Source organism: Lentisalinibacter salinarum (assembly GCF_040706555.1).
In the GTDB taxonomy this organism is placed as follows: Bacteria; Pseudomonadota; Gammaproteobacteria; order Steroidobacterales; family Woeseiaceae; genus Lentisalinibacter; species Lentisalinibacter salinarum.
Genome location: NZ_JAPDRH010000004.1, coordinates 119,637 through 140,726, shown reverse-complemented (window position 1 = coordinate 140,726; position 21,090 = coordinate 119,637). Strand labels below are relative to the sequence as shown.

Genomic DNA, 21,090 nt, shown 5'->3' with positions numbered 1-21,090 from the left:
TGGTGCGGGGCTTTTTTGTGGGAGGGGCCTTGTAGGAGGGGATTTATCCCCGATTCCTAATCCAGTCGAGTCGGGCCTGAAGGCCCTCCTACATTGAGCTTGAAGGGACTAATTGTCCCAGATACGATCAAATGTGACACGGTTCACAGTTCGCACCATGTGCGACCCCACACAATCCGCCGAAGTCATCCGACGGAGGCCACCATGTTCACAAATCGATCTCCACGACTCATCGGCGCCCTCGCCTGCTCGGCCCTGCTCGCCGCCGGCTGCGGCGGCAGCAGCGGCGATCCCGCCACCGGCAACCTCACCCTCGGTCTGACCGACGGACCTGTCGAGAGCGCCGACGCGGTCGTCGTGCAGTTCACGGGCATCGAGGTGAAGCCCGCAGGCGGCCCCGCGCTCGATCCGTTCGTCCTGGACGAGGATTCCTGCGATACGTGGGATGCCGCCACCGGGACCTGTTCCATCGACCTGCTCGATCTTGTCGGCACGGACCGGCGCGTGGTCTTCAGCGAGGAGTTGCCGGCAGGCGACTATGCGTGGGTGCGTCTGCTGGTCAACGCCGAGCGCAACGTCATGGACTCGTACCTGACCACCACCGACGGTATGGATTGCCCGTTGTACATCCCGAGCGGTTCCGAGCGCGGCCTGCAGATCGTGAGCGGCATCACCGTCACGGCGAACGGGGTCTCGGATTACACCCTCGATTTCGACGTGCGCAAGTCCGTCACGAATCCGCCGGGCCTCGCGGGCTCCGCCACGGACATGTGCAACGAGAACTACGTGCTGAAGCCGGCCATCCGCATCGTCGACACGACCGAGGTGGGAGCCATCGCCGGCACCGTGGACGACAGCCCCGGCTCCGCGCTGGAGCAAAGCTGCACGGCCGACGAAGCCACCGGACTGTACGAGAACGTGGCGGTCTACGTCTTCGAGGATCCGAACGAGGATGTTGTGCCCGATGACATCGACACGTCGGTGGACCCCGAGTCAGGTCCGGTGACCACGGCGACGGTCGCGTGGAACGACGTCGACGAGGTGTACGAGTACGAGGCGGGCTTCCTGCTGGCGGGCACCTACCGGGTGGCGCTCACCTGTAGTGCCGACGCGGACTTGCCCGACAGCGACGAGTACGACCCAGCCTCGGAGGACCCCCAGGAGTTCGGCTTCATCGCCGATCAACTGGTGGAGGTGCAGGTGGACCTGACGGCGGACGGCTCGTTCTAAAGAGGCACCCCTGTAGGAGGGCATTCAGGATGCCGTGGTTGCAGGAGGGGCTTTAGCCCCGATCCATTCAACAATCGGGCCTGAAGGCCCTCCTACATCCGATCAGAGCGAATCCAGCAGATTCAGAATCTCTTCGGTCTTCCGTTCCATCAGGCCGCGATCGCCGCGGCTCTCCACGTTCAGCCGCACCACCGGCTCGGTGTTCGACGCCCTCAGGTTGAAGCGCCAGTCCTCGAACTCGAAGCCGATGCCGTCGGTCTCGTCGACGGACAGCGCCTGGTCTTCGTAGCGCTCGCGCACGGCCGCGAACGCTGCGTCCGTCCCGGAGATCTCCCGATTGATCTCGCCGCTGGCCGGGTAGGCGGTGATGCGCTCGGCCACCAGCTCGGACAGCGGCTTGCCCTGGCGGCTCATAATCTCCGCCACCAGCAGCCAGGGGATCATGCCGGAGTCGCTGAAGGCGAAGTCGCGGAAGAAATGGTGGGCGCTCATCTCACCGCCGTAGATAGCGTCTTCCCGGCGCATGGTCTCCTTCATGAAGGCGTGGCCGCTCTTCGACTGGATGGGGACGCCGCCGGCCTCGTCGACCATGGCGATCGTGTTCCAGGTGAGGCGCGGATCGTGGACGATCTTCTCGCCCGGCGATTTCGCCAGCAGCGAGATCGCGAGCAGGCCGACGATGTAGTAGCCCTCGATGAAGCCGCCCTTCTCGTCGAAAAAGAAGCAGCGGTCGTAGTCGCCGTCCCAGGCGATGGCGAAGTCGGCGCCGTGCTCGCGGATGGCGTCGATGGTGACGTCCCGGTTCTCCGGCAGCAGCGGGTTCGGGACGCCGTTCGGGAAAGTGCCGTCCGGCTCGTGGTGGATCTTCACGAACTCGAACGGCAGGTGCGGCTCGAGGGCGTCGATGACCGGGCCCGCGCCGCCGTTGCCGGCGTTCACCACCACCTTGTAGGGCTTCAGCGCTGAGACGTCGACGTAGCTCAGCAGCTTCTCGACGTAGGCCGGCCAGATGTCGTGCTCGCTGCGCGTGCCCCACTCGCGCGGCTCGTAGCGCTCGTCCTTCTCGGCCAGGCGGCGGATGTCGGCGAGGCCGGTGTCCGCGCTGATGGGCTTCGACTCCTCGCGGACGAACTTCATGCCGTTGTAGTCGGCCGGATTGTGGCTGGCGGTGATCATGATGCCACCATGGGCGTCCAGCGCCTCGGTGGCGAAGTAGACGAGCTCCGTGCCGCCGACGCCTACGTCGATGACGTCCGCGCCGCCCTGCATCAGGCCCTTCGCGATGGCGTCGGCCATCTCCGGGCTGGAGAGCCGGATGTCGCGGCCGATGACCACCTTCTCCGCCTTCAGGAACTCGGCCGTGGCGTTGCCGATGCGATACGCGATGTCGGCATCCAGCTGACCGGGGATCTGGCCGCGGACGTCATAGGCCTTGAAGCAGGTGATCTGGATGGGCATGCGTATGTTTCCTGAGAATCGTATCGCGGACAAGAATAGCAAATGGACGGCGGGTTGTTTGTGACGCGGTGTTCGCAGGCGGGGCTGATTCCCGACTCAAAGCTGAGCCAACGGATCCTGTCCCGGGCCAAGGACCCGGAGAACGACGATGCCGTCGTCGATGATGCGATAGTAGATCGAATGTGAGCCGAAGACGTACCTGCGAAGTTCTGGCCGCACGTGACCCTGATCACTGCCAAGCCCAGGCTGTCCCGAGAGCATGTTCAGGGTCGATATCAGTTCGTCGCCGTATGACTGTGCTTGCCGCGCTCCGAATCGACACATCGAGAATGTCGCGATCTCTCGAAGATCCTCGGCAGCCTGGCGAGTGAGACGATAGTCAGCCAACCTGTTCCTTGGCCTTCGATATCGCTTCCTCCCAGACTTCGCTCGCGGTCAGTTCGCTCAATCCCTCGGCGTCGGCTGCATCGATCATCTCACCGAGCTTCAATTCGGCCAGCCTCTCCTGATCGCGGCGAATCAGGTCGCGAACGTATTCGCTGTCGTTGCCGTAGCGGCCACAGCGAATCTGCGCCTTGATCCACTTATCCATCTGATCGGTAACGGTTATCGTCTTGCGTGTCATGCTCATCACGGTGTCCGAGTGGTAACAAAGTATGACATTATCATACATTCGGTACCGGCTCCATACCGATGAATCTGCCTGGATACTGTCGTACCTGCCAGAGCGGAAATTTGGTGGATTGGCGTGAAATAGAAATTGGGCAGACTGCCTCCGCCGTGCCGCGCAATCTCAACAAGGTCCTGTCGCGAGAGGTCGGGGCGAGCGCCGCCTGAGCTTATTCAGAGATATCGGGCTCGACGAAGCACCGGGAAGGATAAAGGTAATCCTCACCGGACTCGTCAATGATGCGGAATTGATCGCGCTGCTCGGCGGCCCCGTCCGGCACCACCTCATAGAGCTTCCGCCGCTCGAGCGAAACCGGGTAATCCCGGTTGTCTATGCAGATTACGAATCGGGTAGAGGTCACGATTTCCTCTTGTAGGAGGGCGTTCAGGCCCGATCCATAATAAAACAATCGGGCCTGAAGGCCCTCCTGCATCATCACCGCGCCTGGGCTTCCTCCAGATACCGGAAGAAGTCCGAATCCGCCCGCAGCATCAGCGTGCTGTTCTCGCCCAGCGCGCGGTAGCTTTCCAGTGTGCGGAAGAAGGCGTAGAACTCCGGGTCGGCGCCGAAGGCTTCGCCGTAGATGCGGGTGGCTTCGGCGTCAGCGTTGCCGCGAATCTCCTCGGCCTCGCGGGCGGCTTCGGACTGGATGCGTTGCAGGTCGCGCTGCATGTCGCCGAGGATCTCCTGGGCGCGGCCCTGGCCTTCCGCTCGGAAGCGTTCCGCAATCGACTGGCGCTCGGCGATCATGCGGCTCTCCACCTGGCGGCGGACGGACTCGATGTAGTTCACCCGCTTCACGCGCACGTCCGCCAGCTCGATGCCGAGCTCCGGCATCAGCCGCCGCGCGCGGGTGAGAATCTCCTGCTCCAGCAGCTCGCGGCCGAGTTTCGGCTTCTGCTGCAGGTCCACGTCGTCGCGCTGGGCGAGTGCCGGGTCTTCCTCCTCCAGTGCCTCCACATCCACCTCCCAATCCTGGGAGCGGATGATCTCCTCCAGCTGAGTGGAGGACACCATGTCGCGCACGACGGAATCCACGATATCGTCCAGCCGGGTACGGGCGCCGAGTTCGTCGCGCACGCTCCTCAGGAACTGGAGCGGGTCGGCGATGCGCCAGCGCGCCGTCGTGTCCACCAGGATGAACTCGCGGCCGAGCGTCGGGATCTGGGTGACGTCGCCGTCCCAGCTCAGCAGGCGCTTGTCGAAATAGCGCACGTTCTGCCACGGCATCTTCACGTGCAGGCCTGGCTCGGTGACCACGTCGCCGATGGGCTCACCAAACTGCACGATGATGGCCTGCTCGGCCTCATCGATAATGTAGAGCATGGTCATGCCGCCGATGGCGAGTACCGCCACGGCGACGGCTGCGATGATCGGTTTCATTCGTCACCTCCCGTGCGCGGCGCGCGGTTGCGGTTGACGTCCAGTAGCGGCAGCGGCCCCACCTGCTCGTCCTGCACCACCAGCACCTGGCCGATGGTCGGCAGCACCTCGTTGAGTGTCTCCAGATACAGCCGCGAGCGCGTCACCTCCGGCGCATCCCGGTACTCATCCAGCACGGCGGTGAAACGCGCGCTCTCGCCGAGCGCCCGGTTCACACGCTCGGTGGCATAACCTTCCGCCACCGCGATGGTGCGGATGGCCGCGCCCTCGGCCCGCGGGATCTCCTGGTTCACCCGCTTCTGCGCTTCGTTGATCATCCGTTCGCGCTCCTGGCGCGCCTCGTTCACCTCGTTGAACGCCGGCTGCACGGCGCGCGGCGGCACCACATCCTGTAGCTCCACCGTGATGATGTGGATGCCGGAGTCGTAGCGGTCCATGATCTGCTGGATCTCGTCGCGGCTCTGCGCCTGGATCTCGACGCGGCCGACGGTCAGCACCTCGGAGCCCAGCCTGTTGCCCACCACCCGGCGCATCACCGACTCGGAGATGTCGCGCAGCGTGCGGGTGGGCTCGCGCAACTCGTACAGGAACTTGATGGGGTCGTTAATGCGGTACTGCACCACCCATTCGACGTTGATGATGTTGAGGTCGCCGGTCAGCATGGCGGACTCGTTGTCGAACTCGCGCTCGCTGTACTGGGTGGGGCCCTGCTGGCGCACTTCCTCCGAGCGGAAGCCGAACTCCTGCTTCAGCACCCGCTCGGTGGCGACGAACTGGGTCTGGTCGATGCCGAAGGGCAGCTTGAAGTGGAGACCCGGATCGGAAATACCGATGACGTCGCCGAAGCGTTTCACCACCGCGCGCTGCTCGGGCTGCACCGTGTAGAACGAGGTCATCGCCCCCCAGGCCAGCAGCAGGACGACGATGCCGAGGATGATCGGACGGGCCGAGGGCCCGCCGCCGCTGCCGCCGCCGCCTGATTTCAGGCGGTTGATGATGTCGGTGATGTCAGACGGCCCATCGCCGCCGCGTCCCTTGCCGTTCGAGTCGACCACTCGGATCATTTCTCGCTCCCTGGAAAATCAGGGGGAGAGTGTACGGGTTTTGGCGATGACAATGTAGGAGGGCCTTCAGGCCCGATTACGTGAGGAATCGGGGCTGAAGCCCCTCCTACAAGCCCCTCCTACAAGCCCCTCCTACATTTCTAGTCCGCATCCCTCGCACGCAGCACCAGCGGCAGGGTCTCGTTCACCAGCCAGTAGTTCAGCAGGTTGCCGTAGAACGGGTTGTCGATGCCGAACAGGAAGCTCGGCACGCCGCTCGTGCCGCCGGCCCAGACCGATTCCGCGTTGCTGCGGAAGGCGCCCTGGGGCTCACTGGTGAACCGCCGCACCGGGCCGCTGCCGAACATGAAGTCGTTCAGGCCATCGGCGCGGGCGCTGTGGGAAGAGGCGTCGACCACATTGAAGCCGCCGTCCGTCGGGAAGCCGGGCAGGCCGGGCACGGGCTGCGGGAAGCCGCCCTGGGCCGGAAGACTGGCCGGGCCGATAAACGGATGATCCAGCACGATGCGATGCAGCTTGCCCCAGCGGTAATCCGCAAGCGTCGGCGTCGCGCCGAAGGCCGGCGCGAACTCGTCGCTCGCCAGCAGATCGAGAGCGCTGCGCAGCGCCGCCAGCAGCAGGTAATCGCGCCGATCGTCGAAGTCGCTCAGGCCGGGCACCTCGAAGAACGGGATGACGCCCAGGCCGCCCTCGCTCCGGATCAGGTGCTGCAGCGAAGTCATCGCCTCGGTGTTACCCGGCGTCGGCAGGCCGCGGGCATTCAGCGGCGTATCGACGATGCTGCGCACCGCCTGGCCGCGCCACATGCTGTAGATGGTCGCCGCGACGCTGTGGGCGATCTCTGCCTCGCTCGGCTCCGGCAGGTCGGTCCAGCTGGCCACGACCGGGTCGCCCGCATCGTAACCGGCCTGGATGCCGGTGGGCGTCGTGAAGTCCCAGTCGCGGAGATAGTCGATGGCGTCGGAGAGTTCGTCGTCCGCCGCGAACGCCTCCAGCTCCGCAACACCCGAGGCGCCGGCGTTATCGAAGGCCGCCGTGATAAAGGGCACGAAGTACTTCGCGTCCAGCAGCGAGACGTCCGCCTGGATGGACTTCAGATCCGCCTGGCTCAGCTCGCCCTGGGTGGCGACGTACTCGCGCACCCGGTTCGTGATGGTGCCGGCCCGGAAGCCGCCCGCGTAACCCGGGTTCAGATAGTAGATACCTTCGCCGCCCTTGCGCAGCTGGTTCAGCGGGTCGTTGTCGAGCACCGTGCCCGCCGGATCGTTGTTGGCGTTCACGAACCAGCCCGCCGGCGGGTTGACGGTGTGCGGCAGCTCGTCCTGGCGCAGGATCTCGTAGGGGATCGCCTGCCCCGGCTGGGGATTCTCCACCGGCAGCCACTCGTGGGCGCCGCTGGTCCCGTCCCGGATCAGCCAGGGCGGGATGCCCGCACCCGGCGGGAAGAAGGCCGGGTTGCCGGGTGCCACCGTACCCTGATGCAGGTCGGTACGGATCGGCATCTCGGCGCTCGCGAAATAGGCCACATTGCCCGCGTTGTCGCCGTAGACCCAGTTCTGGGAGCCGAAATCGAAATACTGCAGGCCTTCCTTGAAGTCATTCAGGTTGCGGGCCTCGTTCCAGAGACGGAACGTGTCGAGTTCGCGGGTGGCACTGAAGCCGGTGTACTGCACGCTGAGCGCGGGTATCGTCGCGCCGGGAGCCGGGTCCGCCAGCGTCGTGATAATCGGACCCTGATTGCGCCGTGGCACGATGATGGTGGCCGCCGGCACGCCCGTCGCCTCTACGAGCCCGCCGCTTCCGTCGCTGTAGAAGAACGTCTCCGGAATCAGCTCGACGGGCTCGGGCTGACCCTGGAAGATCGTGGCCACCGGCGTGCCGGTCTCGTCGAAAGCGAGCAACTCGAAGAACGTGTCCGTCACGTCCATGGGATTAGTGGTCGCGCCCCAGTGGATGTGCTTGTTGTGGCCCAGCACCACGAACGCCACGCCGGGGAAAGTGCTGCCGAACACGTTCAGCCCCGGCGCCTCCAGGCCCATGGGGTAGAAGGTAGACGGCGTATTCAGCGCCAGATGCGGATCGTTGGCGATGATCGGGCGGCCGTTCGCACCGAGGGCGCGCGTGATGCCCCACTCGTTGGAGCCGATCTCGCCGTCCGCATCCAGCACGTTCTGTATGTAGGGCGAGCGGCGCAGCTTGGCGGACGCCTTGCCGGCCAGCGCCGAGACCGCGGCGGAAGCGCTACCCCTGCCCCGGGCGGCGGCGGACGCCTCAGCCGGACCGCCGGCCTCGTCCCGTCCCCTTGCCTTGCCCTTGCCCTTGCCGACAGTCTCCACCGTCGCATCCGGGCAGGCGAACGGGTTCGGCACCATCGGCGGCGCCGGCTCGAACGGATACTCGCCCGTCGCGTCCGGCACCGTGGAGGCGCAGTCGAAGGGCTGCGAGCGGAACACATCCTGGGAGAAGACGAGCGCGCCGATCGGGCCCAGCTCTCCGACGTACGCCTCCAGCCGCTGCGTCAGGCCGGTATCGAGATCGAACGACAGGCCGAAGGCGATCAGCTTTGCGATGACGATACTGTCGACCACGTTCCACGGGCGGAAATCCTCCCGCTCCGTGAAGCCGAGGAACGCATACTCCGGCGGCAGCCCGTTCGGGTTGAGCATCACCCAATCGTTGACGCCGCGCGCATACGCCTCGAGCGCCTCGATGGTCTCGCGGCTGAGCACGTCCTTCGAGCGCTCGGCCGCGCGGCGAAGGCCGATGGTGCGAAGCTCGACGTCACCGGCCAGCGAGCCGGGACCGAATAACTCGGCCAGCGTCCCGCTCGGCTGCCGTCGGCTGAGATCCATCTGGAACAGCCGGTCCTCGGCGTGCACCCAGCCCTGGAGGTAATAGAGGTCCTCTTGACTCGCCGCGCGGATGTGGGCGATGCCCTGCTCGTCGCGGACGATCTCCGCCGGCTGCGAGAGCCCGGGCAGTTCCACCGTCTCGGCGGACAGCGGGAATGCCAGCAGAAGTGAAAACAGAGCCGTCGCGATCGAAGCCCCGATTCGATTAAACATAACGTGTTCTCCTGGTCTGAGTGCGAGAGGCAATGACCAGGCAGATCAGCAAATCGCTCGAGGAAGGGGTTGTTCGTCGACCGTCAGAGACTGGAGACTCCCCCTCCCGTCGTCTTCTGCGTGGCCGCTATTCTTATGTGGTTTAAAGAGTCGCAGACAGACGCGACGCCGTCAATAAAGACGTAGGAGGGGCTGGTAGGACGGACTGTAGGAGGGCCTTCAGGCCCGATTCATCGAAAAATCGGGCCTGAAGGCCCTCCTACAGTCGTTCAGTGCATCAATCGCAGGGCGTTGCCAGCAGGTGGTCGCCGGTCGTGCCGCTGAAGTCCGTGAACTGGCAGCCGAAATCCGGTGAGGCCACTTCCGCCGGATCCAGGAAGTTATCCCCTGCGGGTTTTACGCCGAATTCCACCCAGGCGACCAGCTCGGAGAACGCGGTAGCGAGCTCTATGCCCGTGAAGCCGCAATGGTTCACGCCGCGGATGGCCCGCTGCACCAGCAGATCGCTCTTGCCGTTGGCCTGCACGCGCTTGGCGTACTCCACCTGGTTCAGCACGGGCACGAACAGGTCGCCCAGGTTGTGCAGCGTCAGCACCGGGATGGAGGGGTCACCCTGCACCGTCGGCACCTGTGCCAGACCGTTGGGCTTGCGGGCCTGGGGATCGGCGTCCTGGCGGAAGACGGAGTCGTTGAAGTTCTGCTCGGCCGGGCTCAGGGCGGGGTCCGTGTCGAACTGGTAGACCACGTCCCGGTTGTCCACCGCGACGCCCGGGGCGCGCACCAGTGTGCCGTCCGTGGTGCCGAGGTCGAACAGAAAGTTGCCGGGGCCGCTGGCGAACTCCGGGAAGCTGTTCCAGAAGAACCAGGCCTCATCGAAGTTGGGCCGGTCGCCGCCGGAGCGCAACTCCACCAGGTTCTTGAAGTTCTGGCCGTCGGCATTCAGAACCGCCGGCCAGCCGCCCGGGAACGCCTCGAGGTTTGCCTTGATCGTCGGTACCGTAATGCCGAGATACACCAGCGGGTTGACCGGGAAATTGGATGATCCCGTGCCGATCTGCTGCGCGGCGATGTTGAAGTCGAAGAAGTAGTCGAACACCTCGTAATCCCCCATCACGCCGCAGATGGGCAGCGCGCCGTCATAGGTCTTCGGGTACTGCTCGATGGCGACCGCCGTCACGTGGCCGCCCATGGAGGCACCCACAATATAGACCTTGTCCGGCTTCGCCACGATGCCGTTGAACAGCTTCGTCAGCGCGTGGGTGTCCTGCACGCCGGAGGCCACATCGTAGTCGTTGCGGCGGTAGCTGGAGGCCGCCCAGGCATAGCCATTGGGAATCAGGAATTCGCGCAGCGGATGATTATCCACCGTCAGCTCCAGCCCCTCGCCACGGAAACCATGCGCCCACAGCACCAGCGTGCCGTTCCAGTTCTCAGGCACCTCGATGCGGTAGCCGGCGCCGGTGTGCACGCCCCAATAAGCGGTCGCACCCGGCAGCGCCTCGAACGGCAATTTGGATTCGTCGACGAAATACTGGGGCGGCTTCGCCGCCAGCGCCGCGAGAGGCGCCACCACCAGCAACAACAGAGACGCCAGTGTTCCCCTGTGCCATACGGAAAACGTGCGCGCACGCGCTGCGAATCGCTTCATGGATTACTCCCCCTCGTGATTGTCTTTCTTGCCCGCAGGAATGCCGTGGGCGGATGCAGGGGCGCAATCCGTCTGCTTTTTGTTCTGCGCCGGGTGCCTGCTTAAGGGGAGTATAGAGGAGATTGGGGGATATCGGGGAAGCGCAATTATGTTAACCGGGTGTTGTGAGGGTGGGGATGAGGATCGGGCGATCGAATCGGGCCTGAAGGCCCTCCTACCGGTTACAGTTCCGAGCGGCCTGCCTTCTTCAGACGTTCCACGATCTTCTTCACGTCCTGGGCGCGGTCTTTCGGCAGTACCATCACGGCGTCCTCGGTCTCCACGACCACGAAGCCTTCCAGTCCCACCGTCGCCACCAGGCGGCTGCCCGCGCTCACGTAGGTGTCACGGCAGCCTTCGGCGATCACGTCGCCGAACAGAGAGTTGCCGTCGCCATCCTTGCCGGCGACGTCGTGCAGCGCCGACCAGCTGCCGACGTCGCTCCAGCCGGCATCCAGTGGCACCATCATCGCCCGGTTCGTCTTCTCCATCAGCGCGTAGTCGATGGAATCCGACGGGCAGGCGTCGAACGCCTCGGCGTCCAGTCGGACGAAGTCGCCCTCTTCCCGGCCGTCCACGGAGCGGCGGCAGGCGGCGAGGATCTCCGGCGCGTGCGTCTCCAGCTCCGCCAGCAGCTCGCGCACCGGGAAGAAGAACATGCCGCTGTTCCAGAAGTGTTCGCCGCCGGCGATATAGCGCTCGGCGGTCGCGGCGTCCGGCTTTTCCTCGAAGGACGCCACCGGCACGGCACCCGCGCCTTCCGGCTTCGCCTGGATGTAGCCGTAGCCCGTGTTGGGATGATCCGGCACCACGCCGAAGGTCAGCAGATTGCCTGCCTCCGCCGAAGGCAGCGCCGTGCGCACCGCGGCGACGAAGGCGTCTGCATCCCGGATCATGTGGTCCGCCGGCAGGATCAGCAGGAGCGGATTCTCGCCCGGGTGGACGGCCTCGGCCAGGAGCGCGGCCACAGCGGCCGCCGGTGCGGTGTTCCTGCCCGCCGGCTCCAGGATAATGGAAGCGCTGGATGCAGCTTCCGGCCCCAGTACCTCCAGAAGCTGTTCGCCGACCGCAAATCGATGCTGCTCGTTGCAGACCACGATGGGCGGGGCACAGTCGCCGGCCAGACCCTCCAGGCGACGCAGGGTCTCCTGCAGCAGCGAACGCTCGCCGGTCAGGCGCAGCAGCTGCTTCGGGTTCCCCGCCCGGGACGCCGGCCACAGCCGGGTGCCGGAACCGCCGCAGAGGATGACGGGGACGATCACGGCGTCAGTCGTCCTTGCGCCGCTTCGGCGCCGCTACGCGCTCCTCCCGGCCGGGAATGTGGCCGCGACCGATCGCGTAGTACGTGAAACCCATGTGCTCCATGAGGTGCGGCTCGTAGAGGTTGCGTCCGTCGAAGATTACGGGCTGGGCCAGCTTGTCTTTGATGGTGTCGTAGTCAGGGCTGCGGAACTCCTGCCACTCGGTAACGATGGCCAGTGCATCCGCGCCATCCAGCGTCTCCATGGACGATTCGCAGAAGACGAGATCCTCCCTGTTGCCGTAGATGCGCTCCGCCTCTTCCATCGCCACGGGGTCATAGGCGCGGACATTCGCACCGGCGTCCCACAGCGCCTCCATCAGCACCCGGCTGGGCGCCTCGCGCATGTCGTCGGTCTTGGGCTTGAACGCAAGGCCCCACAGCGCGAAGGTTTTACCCGAAAGATCGCCATCGTAGTGCTCGCGGATCTTCTCGAACAGCCGTCGCTTCTGCCGGTTATTAACGGACTCCACGGCGTTCAGCAACTCGGCGTCGTAACCCACGGCGGTTGCGGACCGGGCCAGCGCCTGCACGTCCTTCGGAAAACAGGAGCCACCGTAGCCGATACCGGGGTAGATGAACTGGTAACCGATGCGCGGATCCGAGCCGATACCCACACGTACCTGTTCAATGTCCGCATCGAAACGCTCGGCCAGGTTGGCCAGTTCATTCATGAAGCTGATCTTCGTCGCCAGGATGGCGTTCGCCGCGTACTTGGTCAGCTCGGCCGAGCGAACGTCCATCGCGATCAGCCGGTCGTGCTGCCGAGTGAAAGGCTCGTAGAGAACCCGCAAGAGCTCGATCGTGCGCGGGTTATCGGCGCCGACCACGATGCGGTCCGGCTTCAGGAAGTCAGTGACCGCCGCACCCTCTTTCAGGAACTCCGGGTTGGAGACCACGTCGAACTCCAGCGGCAGGCCCCGCTTGGCGAGCACCCGGGCGACGCGCTCGCGCACCTTGTCGGCCGTGCCCACCGGCACCGTGGACTTGTCCACGATGATTCGGTACTCCTTCATGTGCTTGCCGATACTCTCGGCGACGGCAAGCACGTGCTTCAGGTCGGCGGAACCGTCTTCGTCCGGCGGCGTGCCCACCGCGATGAACTGGAAGGTACCGTGGTCCACGCCCTTTTCGATGTCGGTGGTGAACTCGAGACGGCCCGCCTCGACATTGCGCTCGACCAGCGGCTCCAGCCCGGGCTCGTAGATGGGAATCTCGCCCTTGTTCAGGCGCTTGATCTTGTCCGCGTCGATATCGACGCAGACCACGTGGTTGCCCATCTCGGCCATACAGGCGCCCGTGACCAGGCCCACGTAGCCGGAGCCGAAGATAGTGAGTCTCATTTCGCCAACCTTATGGTGTCAGGTGCCGCGGACGGCATGAGTGATGCGTAGCGCCGAAATTATAGCGATTGCAGGAGTACTGTAAGTGACAGAATCGGCAGATTCCGGCGTGATCGGGGGCAATCTCAGCTGCTACGGCGCACCGTAATGTCGGTGACGCTGGCGCTCTTCTTGCCGGACGCCAGCACCTTGCGCCGCCGCCAGACGAGGTCGTCGATCTCGTTCGTCGGCTGGTATTCGGTCACCGCCTCCAGCAAGAGTGAGCGTGCGGTCTCGCAGTCGCCCAGCTGGCAGGCGTCCCACAGAGTCTTTATGCGGGGCTCCAGGTCGTCCCAGGATAGATAAGCCTCCGCCGCCCGCATGATGCGCTGATGGTCTGTACCCACGACATCGTTGCCGATGAGGAGCTCCTCGTAGAGCTTCTCCGCCGGCCGCAGACCCGTGTAGTGGATCTCGATGTCGCCGTCCGGATCGTTGTCGTCGCGGACGGTCAGCCCCATGAGATGGATCATCCGGTAAGCCAGATCCCGGATCAGCACCGGCTTGCCCATGTCCAGCACGAATACGTCGCCGCCCTGCCCCATGGAACCCGCCTGGATCACCAGCTGGGCCGCCTCGGGGATCGTCATGAAATAGCGGATGATGTCCGGGTGGGTGACCGTCACGGGACCGCCCTGGCGGATCTGCTCCCGGAACAGTGGCACCACCGACCCGGACGAGGCCAGCACGTTACCGAAGCGCACCATGCAGAAGGTGGTGGCCTCGGAGCGCTCCTGCAGTGCCTGCAGCACCAGCTCAGCGAAGCGCTTTGTGGCGCCCATCGTGTTGGTGGGATTCACGGCCTTGTCCGTGGAGATCAGCACGAAGGTCTCCACCTTCGCCTCCAGCGCGGCCTCCGCCGTATGCAGCGTTCCGAACACGTTGTTGTGCACGCCTTCCAGTACGTTGTGCTCCACGATGGGCACATGCTTGTAGGCGGCAGCGTGGTAGACGGTCTGAACGCCGTAGGAGCTCATCACGCTACGAATCCGCGGCTTATGATGGGCAGAGCCCAGTAGCGGGATCAGCTCGAACTGGAGCGACTCCGTTTCCTTCAGTGCGCACAGTTGCTTCTCGATGTTGTAAAGCGCGATCTCTGAAATCTCAAGAAGAATCAGTCGACTAGGACCCAGCCGGGCGATCTGGCGGCAGAGCTCCGAGCCGATGGAACCGCCTGCACCCGTTACCATCACGGACTTGCCGCGGATGCAGGCGTCCAGCAGCTCCGGAACCGGTGGTACGGGATCGCGGCCGAGAAGATCCTCCACGTCGACGTCTTGGATGGAGTCGACCTTCGCGCGGCCCGTCACCAGGTCCGTGATGTCGGGAATGGTCTGGACGTGAACAGCCAGAGATTCCAGCTTGAGAAGAATATCCCGGCGGCGGCGGCGGGAAGCACTCGGGAGTGCGAGGAGCACTCGGGAGACTTCGAGTTCATCAGCCAGGGACGACATCGAGCGCGGCGGATGCACCTCGAGGCCATTCAGCACGCTGCCCCACAGCTTGTCATTGTCGTCCACGAAGCCGACCGGCAAGTAGTCCTGTCCGCTGGTCAACGACTGCGCCAACCGCACCCCGGCCTCGCCGGCGCCGTATATGATCACACGGTCAGCGCGCTGCCGTGACCCGCGCAGCAATAGTCGCGCCATCAGGCGGCTACCCGAGATCCAGATGAGGATGCCGGCCCATATTACGACGATCGTCCGGATGGGGAGTTGAACCGTGGGGAGCAGCACGCTGAGTAACGTGAGCAGTACCGCCGACAAGGTCGCCACGCGGAACGCGTTGACGAAGAGATCCAGGCCCATGAATCGGACCACCGAGCGGTGGAGCCCCATGCCCCACATCACGGGAACAGTAGCCATCAACACGACGCCCGCCACCGTCGTGCCCAGCGCAACGGAAGGCCAGCCAGGAGCGAGCGTGACGGCTAGCGCAATCAGTGCAATGAGGGGGATGGCGACCGAATCCGCCGCCAGCATGACAGTCTGCTTGGCGGGCCGAGATAGCTGGACTATGGATGCCCGAATGCGTCCCAGCGATTTCCTTTCCTGTGGGCTCACGTGCTCCCCGCTGTAACGTCAGCGAAAACGGTCCTTCTTAAGGCAATTCAGGGCCTTGCTGACGATATTTGACATAGTATAACCAATGTCAAAGGCAAAGTGTGCGCCGAATCAAGGTTCTTACATCGACGGGCACAGAGCGATCTCTCGAACCCGTGATCCACTAGGGATCAGGACGTCCTGCGCCGAGCCAAAAGGCAACGGCGACAAGAGGCGACCATGCAAGAATCAGAACGACGGGGCCCCATGAAGGGTTAGCAGCCGCGACCCACGCAAAGGGAAGCAGCCAGAACAAGTTAATCGCCGCAGCGGCAATTGTCACTGGCCGGTGACTGCCGAACCGCCGGGTTGCCCGCTGATAGGCATGAGTCCTGTGTGCTTCGTGAATTCTGTCTCCACGTATCATACGACGTAGCAAAGTGACGATCGCATCTACGAGGAAGAGTCCGAGAAGAATCAGCCACGACCAGATTACCAAAGCGCCATTGTCGTGCGTTACAACCGCCAGCCCTGCGAACGTGAAGCCAACGAAACCGCTTCCAACGTCGCCCATGAATATACGTGCCGGAGGCCAGTTCCAGATCAAGAAACCCGACACTGAGCATGCAAGTAGGGCAATGAGAAACGCTGACTGGGAATCTCCATTAAGCATAGCGAGAGTAGCCGCGCCGAACCCGACGGTCACGCCTTCAACCCCCGCTAGTCCATCTATGCCGTCCATGAAATTATAGAAATTGAGTAGTGCGACCATCCACAGCACAGCCATCACATCGAGTACCCAAGAGTCCCAAACCACGAAAGTTAATGATGGAACTGGCGCCACCGGCGATACCCAATATACAAACCAGCCGGAGGCCAAAACGTGCACGAGCATCCGTATGCTCACCGACATGCCGAACCTGTCGTCCAGATATCCGATCGCCGCGACCGGAAGCGCTCCTCCAAGAGCAATCAGCGGATTCAACGCGGAATCGGTCGCAAGTCCCCAGTACAAGAGAACTACGGTAAAAACGAGGACGATCGCAACACCGCCGCCGCGCGGTGTAACGACATTATGCGAGCTACGCTCATTCGGAACATCAACCATGTTGCTTTGGAGCGCGAATCGGCGTACCAATCCAGTGAGCAAATAGGCGCCCCCAAATACCGCAATAGCGAAGATCACATTCGACGTCATGTAGAGTTATTGAACTGTCAAACGCAGGCTTGTCTTAGCCCCTCTTCAAGCGACTGTGGGGGCTGCCAGCCGAGTCGCTCACGCGCATATGTAGAGTCCACCTTCAACGATTCGCAAAGCCGGATAAAGTAGTCAGCTTTCCCGATACCCGCAAACGCCAGCTTAAGAATAGGGAGGGGCACGTAAAACACCCGCGGTCGCTTACCGCAAGCCTTGGCTATGGCACTGAACAGCTGGGGTGTAGAAACATCTTCGCCGTCACAGATCACGAAAGTCTCGTTTGCAGCATTTGGGTGAGCCACCGCCAAAGCGATGAAATCGACCAAATTGGCCACGGAGATGAGGCTTCTCCGATTCTGAAGTCCAGCAAACGGTAGCGGGATTCCGCGTTTTACAATCCCGACAACTCGTCCAAAATTGCCCGGCGCCTGCGGGCCATAAACGAGCGGCGGCCGGATGATGACGAACTCCAAGGCCGACTGTCCTGATTTCTCGCGCAGTAACTCTTCCCCCTTGAGTTTTGAACGCGAATACAGGTCATGCGGGCAAGGGGGAGATTCCTCCGTAAACGACTCCTGTCCAGTCTTATTTCCCAGCACCCCAATGCTACTCAGCAGCACGATCCTGGATACACCCGATATCTCACATGCATTCACAAGCTGGCGGAGCCCTTCCACATTCACCCGTTCCAATTGCTCGGGGTCCGGGGAATTCTTATGGGCCAACGCAGCGAGGTGAACGACCAAATCCACGCCATGTAACGCGTCTTCCCACCGAGTCGACGGTCCAATATCGCCCACTACTGCAATCTCGCACTGCGCGCCCCAGTCCGCTGACGAAGTGCCAAACGCCCGTACTGCGCACCTGACAGTATGATCTTTTGCCAGACGTGGGACCAGGTGGTTCCCGATGAATCCGCTTGCCCCGGTTATCAAGACCCTTGTCATTGCGACGACCCATATTCTTCTGCCGCTTGCCGAAGTACGGCAAGTGATGCCTCCGCTTGCTTATGTCGGGAAAATTTCCCTGCCGCCGCTTTACTACTTTCCGCAAATTTTCTGCGGAGTGCCTCGTCATTGCGCAGGGACATCACAGCCTCCGCTAGCTTTTCCGGGTTCATTGGCGGCACAACGAGCCCCGTTTGATGCTTCTCCACAATATCACTGCCATCGCCGCGCGGCACACAATATAGCGCCGCTACACCCACTGCCATGGATTCAAAGATCTTCGACGGAATGACCGTACCGAAAACGGGATCGTCTTTCAGATGGATGAGCGACAGATCGCAAACACTCCAGAACCGCGGCATATCCTCTTTCAGTTGCCTTGGCGCAAATACGACGTTTGACAGCCCTTTCTTCGCCACCATCTCCTCGAGCGTTCTTTTTGCTGCGCCAACGCCAACGAAAAAGAAGCAGACATCCGTATCCCGAAGATGCTCGGCTGCAGCCACGACATTCTCCAGACCATGCGCCAACCCAATGGTCCCGAGGTAGCCAACCACGAACCGGTCTTCGAGGCCATACCTCGAGACTATCTCCGCGTCCTTGACCTCCATCGGACGGAAAAGATCCAGATTTGCGCCATTGACCACAACGTCGATCTTCCCATCGCTGACACCCCGCGAAACAAGATCTCTTTTGAACGACGGCGTCAATGTCATGACTCTCTCGGAGCGGCGATACAGCCAAAGCTCCAGCTTCTCCAGCCCCTGTAGGATACGGCTCCGGCTCATAGCGCCGGTCGCGACCAAACTCGCCGGCCAGAGATCACGAATCTCGAATACGTGTGGAACGCGTCTCGACATTGCGGCAAAGACGCCAGCCACCGGGATAAACAAATGCGGCGATGTCGAGAGAATTACGTCAGGCCTTTGTTCGAATAGCGAGAAGAACGAAGACGACAGCGAGTATGAGCAATAATCTAAGGTACGTCGAAACGTACCTTCATTTACCGTCACGTACGTCTTGACCCGGACAACCCGCACGCCCGATAGGTCTTCGACGGTCCGCCAAGCATTCGTATATCCGTCGTAGACTTTACCTTCCGGAAAGTTCGGCGCGCTGCATATAACCGTCACGTCATGGCCCATCTCGACCCATTTCTTTGCGCGTTCGAATACGTGCGCAGCAGGCGCACTCGGTTCCGGGTAGAAATGATCTGAAAAAACAAGTATCCGCATCTCTCAATAATCTCTGTTGCCGCCTGCGTGACACCACATGCTACGGACGCCTAGATTGAAAACTCGATAGAGAGTCTATTCTGAAAAATCACCTTTATTCCCGTTGTCTCGCGTAGACGTCCGAATGCTTCTGCCCACTGCACATGAACTAACGATAGCCGCCCATTTGTCACTTCTACGTTCATAGCCTCTCTACCGACCCGAATGCGCAGTGAGTCTGGCGGATGACCTTCGAGCGTACAGTCCGGATGCAAGTAAAAGAAAGCTGCTCCCTCTGTACATTCCCCCTCCAGTTCATCCTGTATTTGAAAACCACGCTCAAAGAATGACCATCGTCGTCGATGAAGCGTATTCACGCCTCTATGCAAATACCCGGAGTGACCACACACAACCTCCCACCCCTTTCCCGGAATCTCTCGGCATTGGTAATCCACGGGATAGGCGCGAGCTCCGACCCGAAAAGCTCCCCAAGTCTCTGATGAATTTAGTCCTGCCACTTCAACGGTATTGTGGGCTTCTGTAGACCGCTCCCAATCACGTCTTCGTCCGGCTGCATATGTTGATGCTCCGCCGTTAACAAGAATTCGATGTTCGCTCACAGAGAACTCGAAGCTGAGTGTGTCCGCATGTGCATGGCCGGGTAAGAAATCTGGCCCAACCGGCGCCGTATCCAGGATAGCTTTATAAGAAGGTCCCTCAACGACCGTATATCCGCTAACCGATCGACGTACGACTACTTCTTCCCGAGATGGCTGGTCTTGATCGTACTGCGTAACTAGCCCTAGCTCTTTTGCGTATGCGATCAGATCGGGTACGGAAGGTGATCCTCCAAGCGCCGCATCGTTAAAGAAAGCAATTTCACCATCCGGATGACTCACCATCTGCGACCACTCGAGGGCTCGTGTAGCGAGCGCCCGCCAGCTGGGCAATCTCTGGTCAATTTCGCCAATTCCGCCGCTCGATCCAATGCGTATCAAGTCGAACAAATCCCACACGACTAGATTGTGGTACATCGGAGAACGTTCGTAGTGTGCCCCGTCCTCCAGGAATTGCTCCGGCAATTGCTGATCCAGAACCTCCAGGCCCCTGCGTAGCCAAGCCCGTGAACGCCGGGACTCCAACACAGTACCTGCAAAGACTAGAGCTTTCGCGTTTGCGAGAAGATGATTGCCTAGCAAATGATATTCAAGACGTTTGGAGATCGACTCTGCTTGGACTGCCAAACAATGAAGGGCTCGCGGATCGTTCTGATATTGGTCCCTATTCCTCAGAAAGAACTTGGTCCAATTGACAACTCGCAAGGATGTCGGGTAAGGATCCCAGGCTGGGGATGTTTGATCCGTTACCGCATCGATCCACTCAGAAATTAGAGAAGAGTGCAGCGCTCGGTGAGCGGCAGCGCCCTTTGCAGCCAGATCATCGAAGTAGTGAAGATGATATTTCCACAATAGGGACTCAGCAACTTCCCATTTCCTTTGATCTGGCAGTCTCTTTTCCAGATTCAAGAAGCGCACGGTTCGCGCGTTCTTCCAACCCGGCTCTTGCCATGCTGGGAAGGCCGGACTCAAAGCTCGGATACCTATAGGTCCTTTTATGTGCTTCGCTTTCGGAACGCGCCACGCATAGTAAAGACGGTAAACAATCTGCTTCCAACGGAGATAGCGCACGGTACGCCAGTATCTAGGAATATTAGCCAAGCGCGCCAAAATCAACCTCATCTAAGCCGGACGAAAGACCGCAGCCTGAAGTCGTCAAAATAATCCCGAAATTCAACAAGCGGAGCCGTGGTACCCCTAAGGCACAGGTTCCAGATACGTGATATTAGTACGCATCCTGGTCTGCAGCTTGCAGCCGTCCTCGCCTTCCACGCATCGCTGGCCATCCCTGGAAGCCCGACAACTGAACTAAGCGGCTGAGCCCGGCCGCCGCTCTCTTGTCATCACTCAAAGACGTCTCGAAGGGGAAGAACCAACGTTTCCCCATGCCCTTGCGCTGCGAAAGGCGTCACGTACAGGTTTCGACTGTCCCCCGGGCCATTCGGAAATAGAACTTGCCCGTATTGAAACCACTTCATCGGCCAAAGGTCCTTGCGAAATTCCATGACCTTCTTCCACGCTAATCCATCCATCGAGCCCCATACTTCCGCGTAACGGGAACTGTTCGCCTCGCTTGGCTCTACAGCCGTCGAAAAGAACAGCGCATCTCCTACCTTGCAGGAGTAAAAAACGCTCCCACCAACTTCCTGCAATCGCAAGAGGTTATCCCCAGTGCGATCCATCCGATAGAGATAATTGACCCTATGAGGACTATCCGTGCCGAAATAGACATGTCGATCTGTAAAAAGAAGGGACACGACCCGGCTCTCCTGCGATCCGCTGATAATCGAACTCAGGGAGCGAAAACCGTCGGTGCTTCGCCAAACCGCTGAC

General features: G+C 61.8%; 16 protein-coding genes. 1 reads left to right on the top strand and 15 read right to left on the bottom strand.

What is annotated here, in order from left to right; translation table 11 throughout:
* Nucleotides 1-204: 204 nt before the first annotated feature.
* On the top strand, nt 205-1,230 hold the full coding sequence (locus ACJMKZ_RS16370) for a DUF4382 domain-containing protein (RefSeq protein ID WP_405234293.1): 1,026 nt from the start codon (nt 205-207) through the stop codon (nt 1,228-1,230).
* 102 nt (nt 1,231-1,332) lie between these two features.
* Here ACJMKZ_RS16370 and ACJMKZ_RS16365 read toward each other — a convergent pair whose 3' ends face one another.
* The 15 genes from ACJMKZ_RS16365 to ACJMKZ_RS16295 all read right to left on the bottom strand — a co-directional run bounded on the left by ACJMKZ_RS16365 (nt 1,333) and on the right by ACJMKZ_RS16295 (nt 20,379).
* The gene (locus ACJMKZ_RS16365; protein ID WP_405234292.1) at nt 1,333-2,688 is read right to left on the bottom strand and encodes a phosphohexomutase domain-containing protein; all 1,356 of its coding nucleotides are present in this window, start codon (nt 2,686-2,688) and stop codon (nt 1,333-1,335) included.
* A gap of 96 nt (nt 2,689-2,784) precedes the next feature.
* Nucleotides 2,785-3,075 (bottom strand): type II toxin-antitoxin system RelE/ParE family toxin, encoded by a 291-nt coding sequence (locus ACJMKZ_RS16360; protein WP_405234291.1) that lies wholly within the window; start codon nt 3,073-3,075, stop codon nt 2,785-2,787.
* Nucleotides 3,068-3,319 carry a type II toxin-antitoxin system ParD family antitoxin gene (locus ACJMKZ_RS16355; protein ID WP_405234290.1) on the bottom strand — a complete coding sequence of 84 codons (252 nt, stop codon included), beginning with the start codon at nt 3,317-3,319 and terminating at the stop codon, nt 3,068-3,070. The genes ACJMKZ_RS16360 and ACJMKZ_RS16355 overlap by 8 nt, the downstream gene beginning before the upstream one ends.
* Before the next feature lie 208 nt (nt 3,320-3,527).
* A complete protein-coding gene (locus ACJMKZ_RS16350) occupies nt 3,528-3,794 on the bottom strand; it encodes a hypothetical protein (protein ID WP_405234289.1) in 267 nt (88 codons plus the stop codon).
* A complete protein-coding gene (gene hflC, locus ACJMKZ_RS16345; RefSeq protein ID WP_405234288.1) occupies nt 3,794-4,741 on the bottom strand; it encodes a protease modulator HflC in 948 nt (315 codons plus the stop codon). The genes ACJMKZ_RS16350 and hflC overlap by 1 nt, the downstream gene beginning before the upstream one ends.
* A complete protein-coding gene (gene hflK, locus ACJMKZ_RS16340; protein WP_405234287.1) occupies nt 4,738-5,805 on the bottom strand; it encodes an FtsH protease activity modulator HflK in 1,068 nt (355 codons plus the stop codon). Before hflK ends, hflC begins: the two co-directional genes overlap by 4 nt.
* Nucleotides 5,806-5,945: 140 nt before the next feature.
* Nucleotides 5,946-8,870: a penicillin acylase family protein gene (locus ACJMKZ_RS16335; RefSeq protein WP_405234286.1), complete on the bottom strand. Its 2,925-nt coding sequence runs from the start codon at nt 8,868-8,870 to the stop codon at nt 5,946-5,948.
* A gap of 277 nt (nt 8,871-9,147) precedes the next feature.
* Complete coding sequence (locus tag ACJMKZ_RS16330) at nt 9,148-10,518, bottom strand: prolyl oligopeptidase family serine peptidase (protein ID WP_405234285.1); 1,371 nt, start codon at nt 10,516-10,518, stop codon at nt 9,148-9,150.
* Between the two features lie 221 nt (nt 10,519-10,739).
* Nucleotides 10,740-11,819, bottom strand: a complete 1,080-nt coding sequence (locus ACJMKZ_RS16325; RefSeq protein ID WP_405234284.1) for a mannose-1-phosphate guanylyltransferase/mannose-6-phosphate isomerase — start codon at nt 11,817-11,819, stop codon at nt 10,740-10,742.
* 4 nt (nt 11,820-11,823) lie between these two features.
* Entirely contained in the window at nt 11,824-13,200 is a 1,377-nt protein-coding gene (locus ACJMKZ_RS16320; protein WP_405234283.1) for a UDP-glucose dehydrogenase family protein, read from the bottom strand.
* 125 nt (nt 13,201-13,325) lie between these two features.
* Nucleotides 13,326-15,104 carry a polysaccharide biosynthesis protein gene (locus tag ACJMKZ_RS16315; protein WP_405234282.1) on the bottom strand — a complete coding sequence of 593 codons (1,779 nt, stop codon included), beginning with the start codon at nt 15,102-15,104 and terminating at the stop codon, nt 13,326-13,328.
* Nucleotides 15,105-15,465: 361 nt separating this feature from the next.
* Nucleotides 15,466-16,479: an MraY family glycosyltransferase gene (locus ACJMKZ_RS16310; RefSeq protein ID WP_405234281.1), complete on the bottom strand. Its 1,014-nt coding sequence runs from the start codon at nt 16,477-16,479 to the stop codon at nt 15,466-15,468.
* Between the two features lie 17 nt (nt 16,480-16,496).
* Nucleotides 16,497-17,426 (bottom strand): NAD-dependent epimerase/dehydratase family protein, encoded by a 930-nt coding sequence (locus ACJMKZ_RS16305; protein WP_405234280.1) that lies wholly within the window; start codon nt 17,424-17,426, stop codon nt 16,497-16,499.
* Complete coding sequence (locus tag ACJMKZ_RS16300) at nt 17,423-18,661, bottom strand: glycosyltransferase family 4 protein (protein WP_405234279.1); 1,239 nt, start codon at nt 18,659-18,661, stop codon at nt 17,423-17,425. Before ACJMKZ_RS16300 ends, ACJMKZ_RS16305 begins: the two co-directional genes overlap by 4 nt.
* A gap of 50 nt (nt 18,662-18,711) precedes the next feature.
* A complete protein-coding gene (locus ACJMKZ_RS16295; protein ID WP_405234278.1) occupies nt 18,712-20,379 on the bottom strand; it encodes a heparinase II/III domain-containing protein in 1,668 nt (555 codons plus the stop codon).
* Between the last annotated feature and the right edge of the window lie 711 nt (nt 20,380-21,090).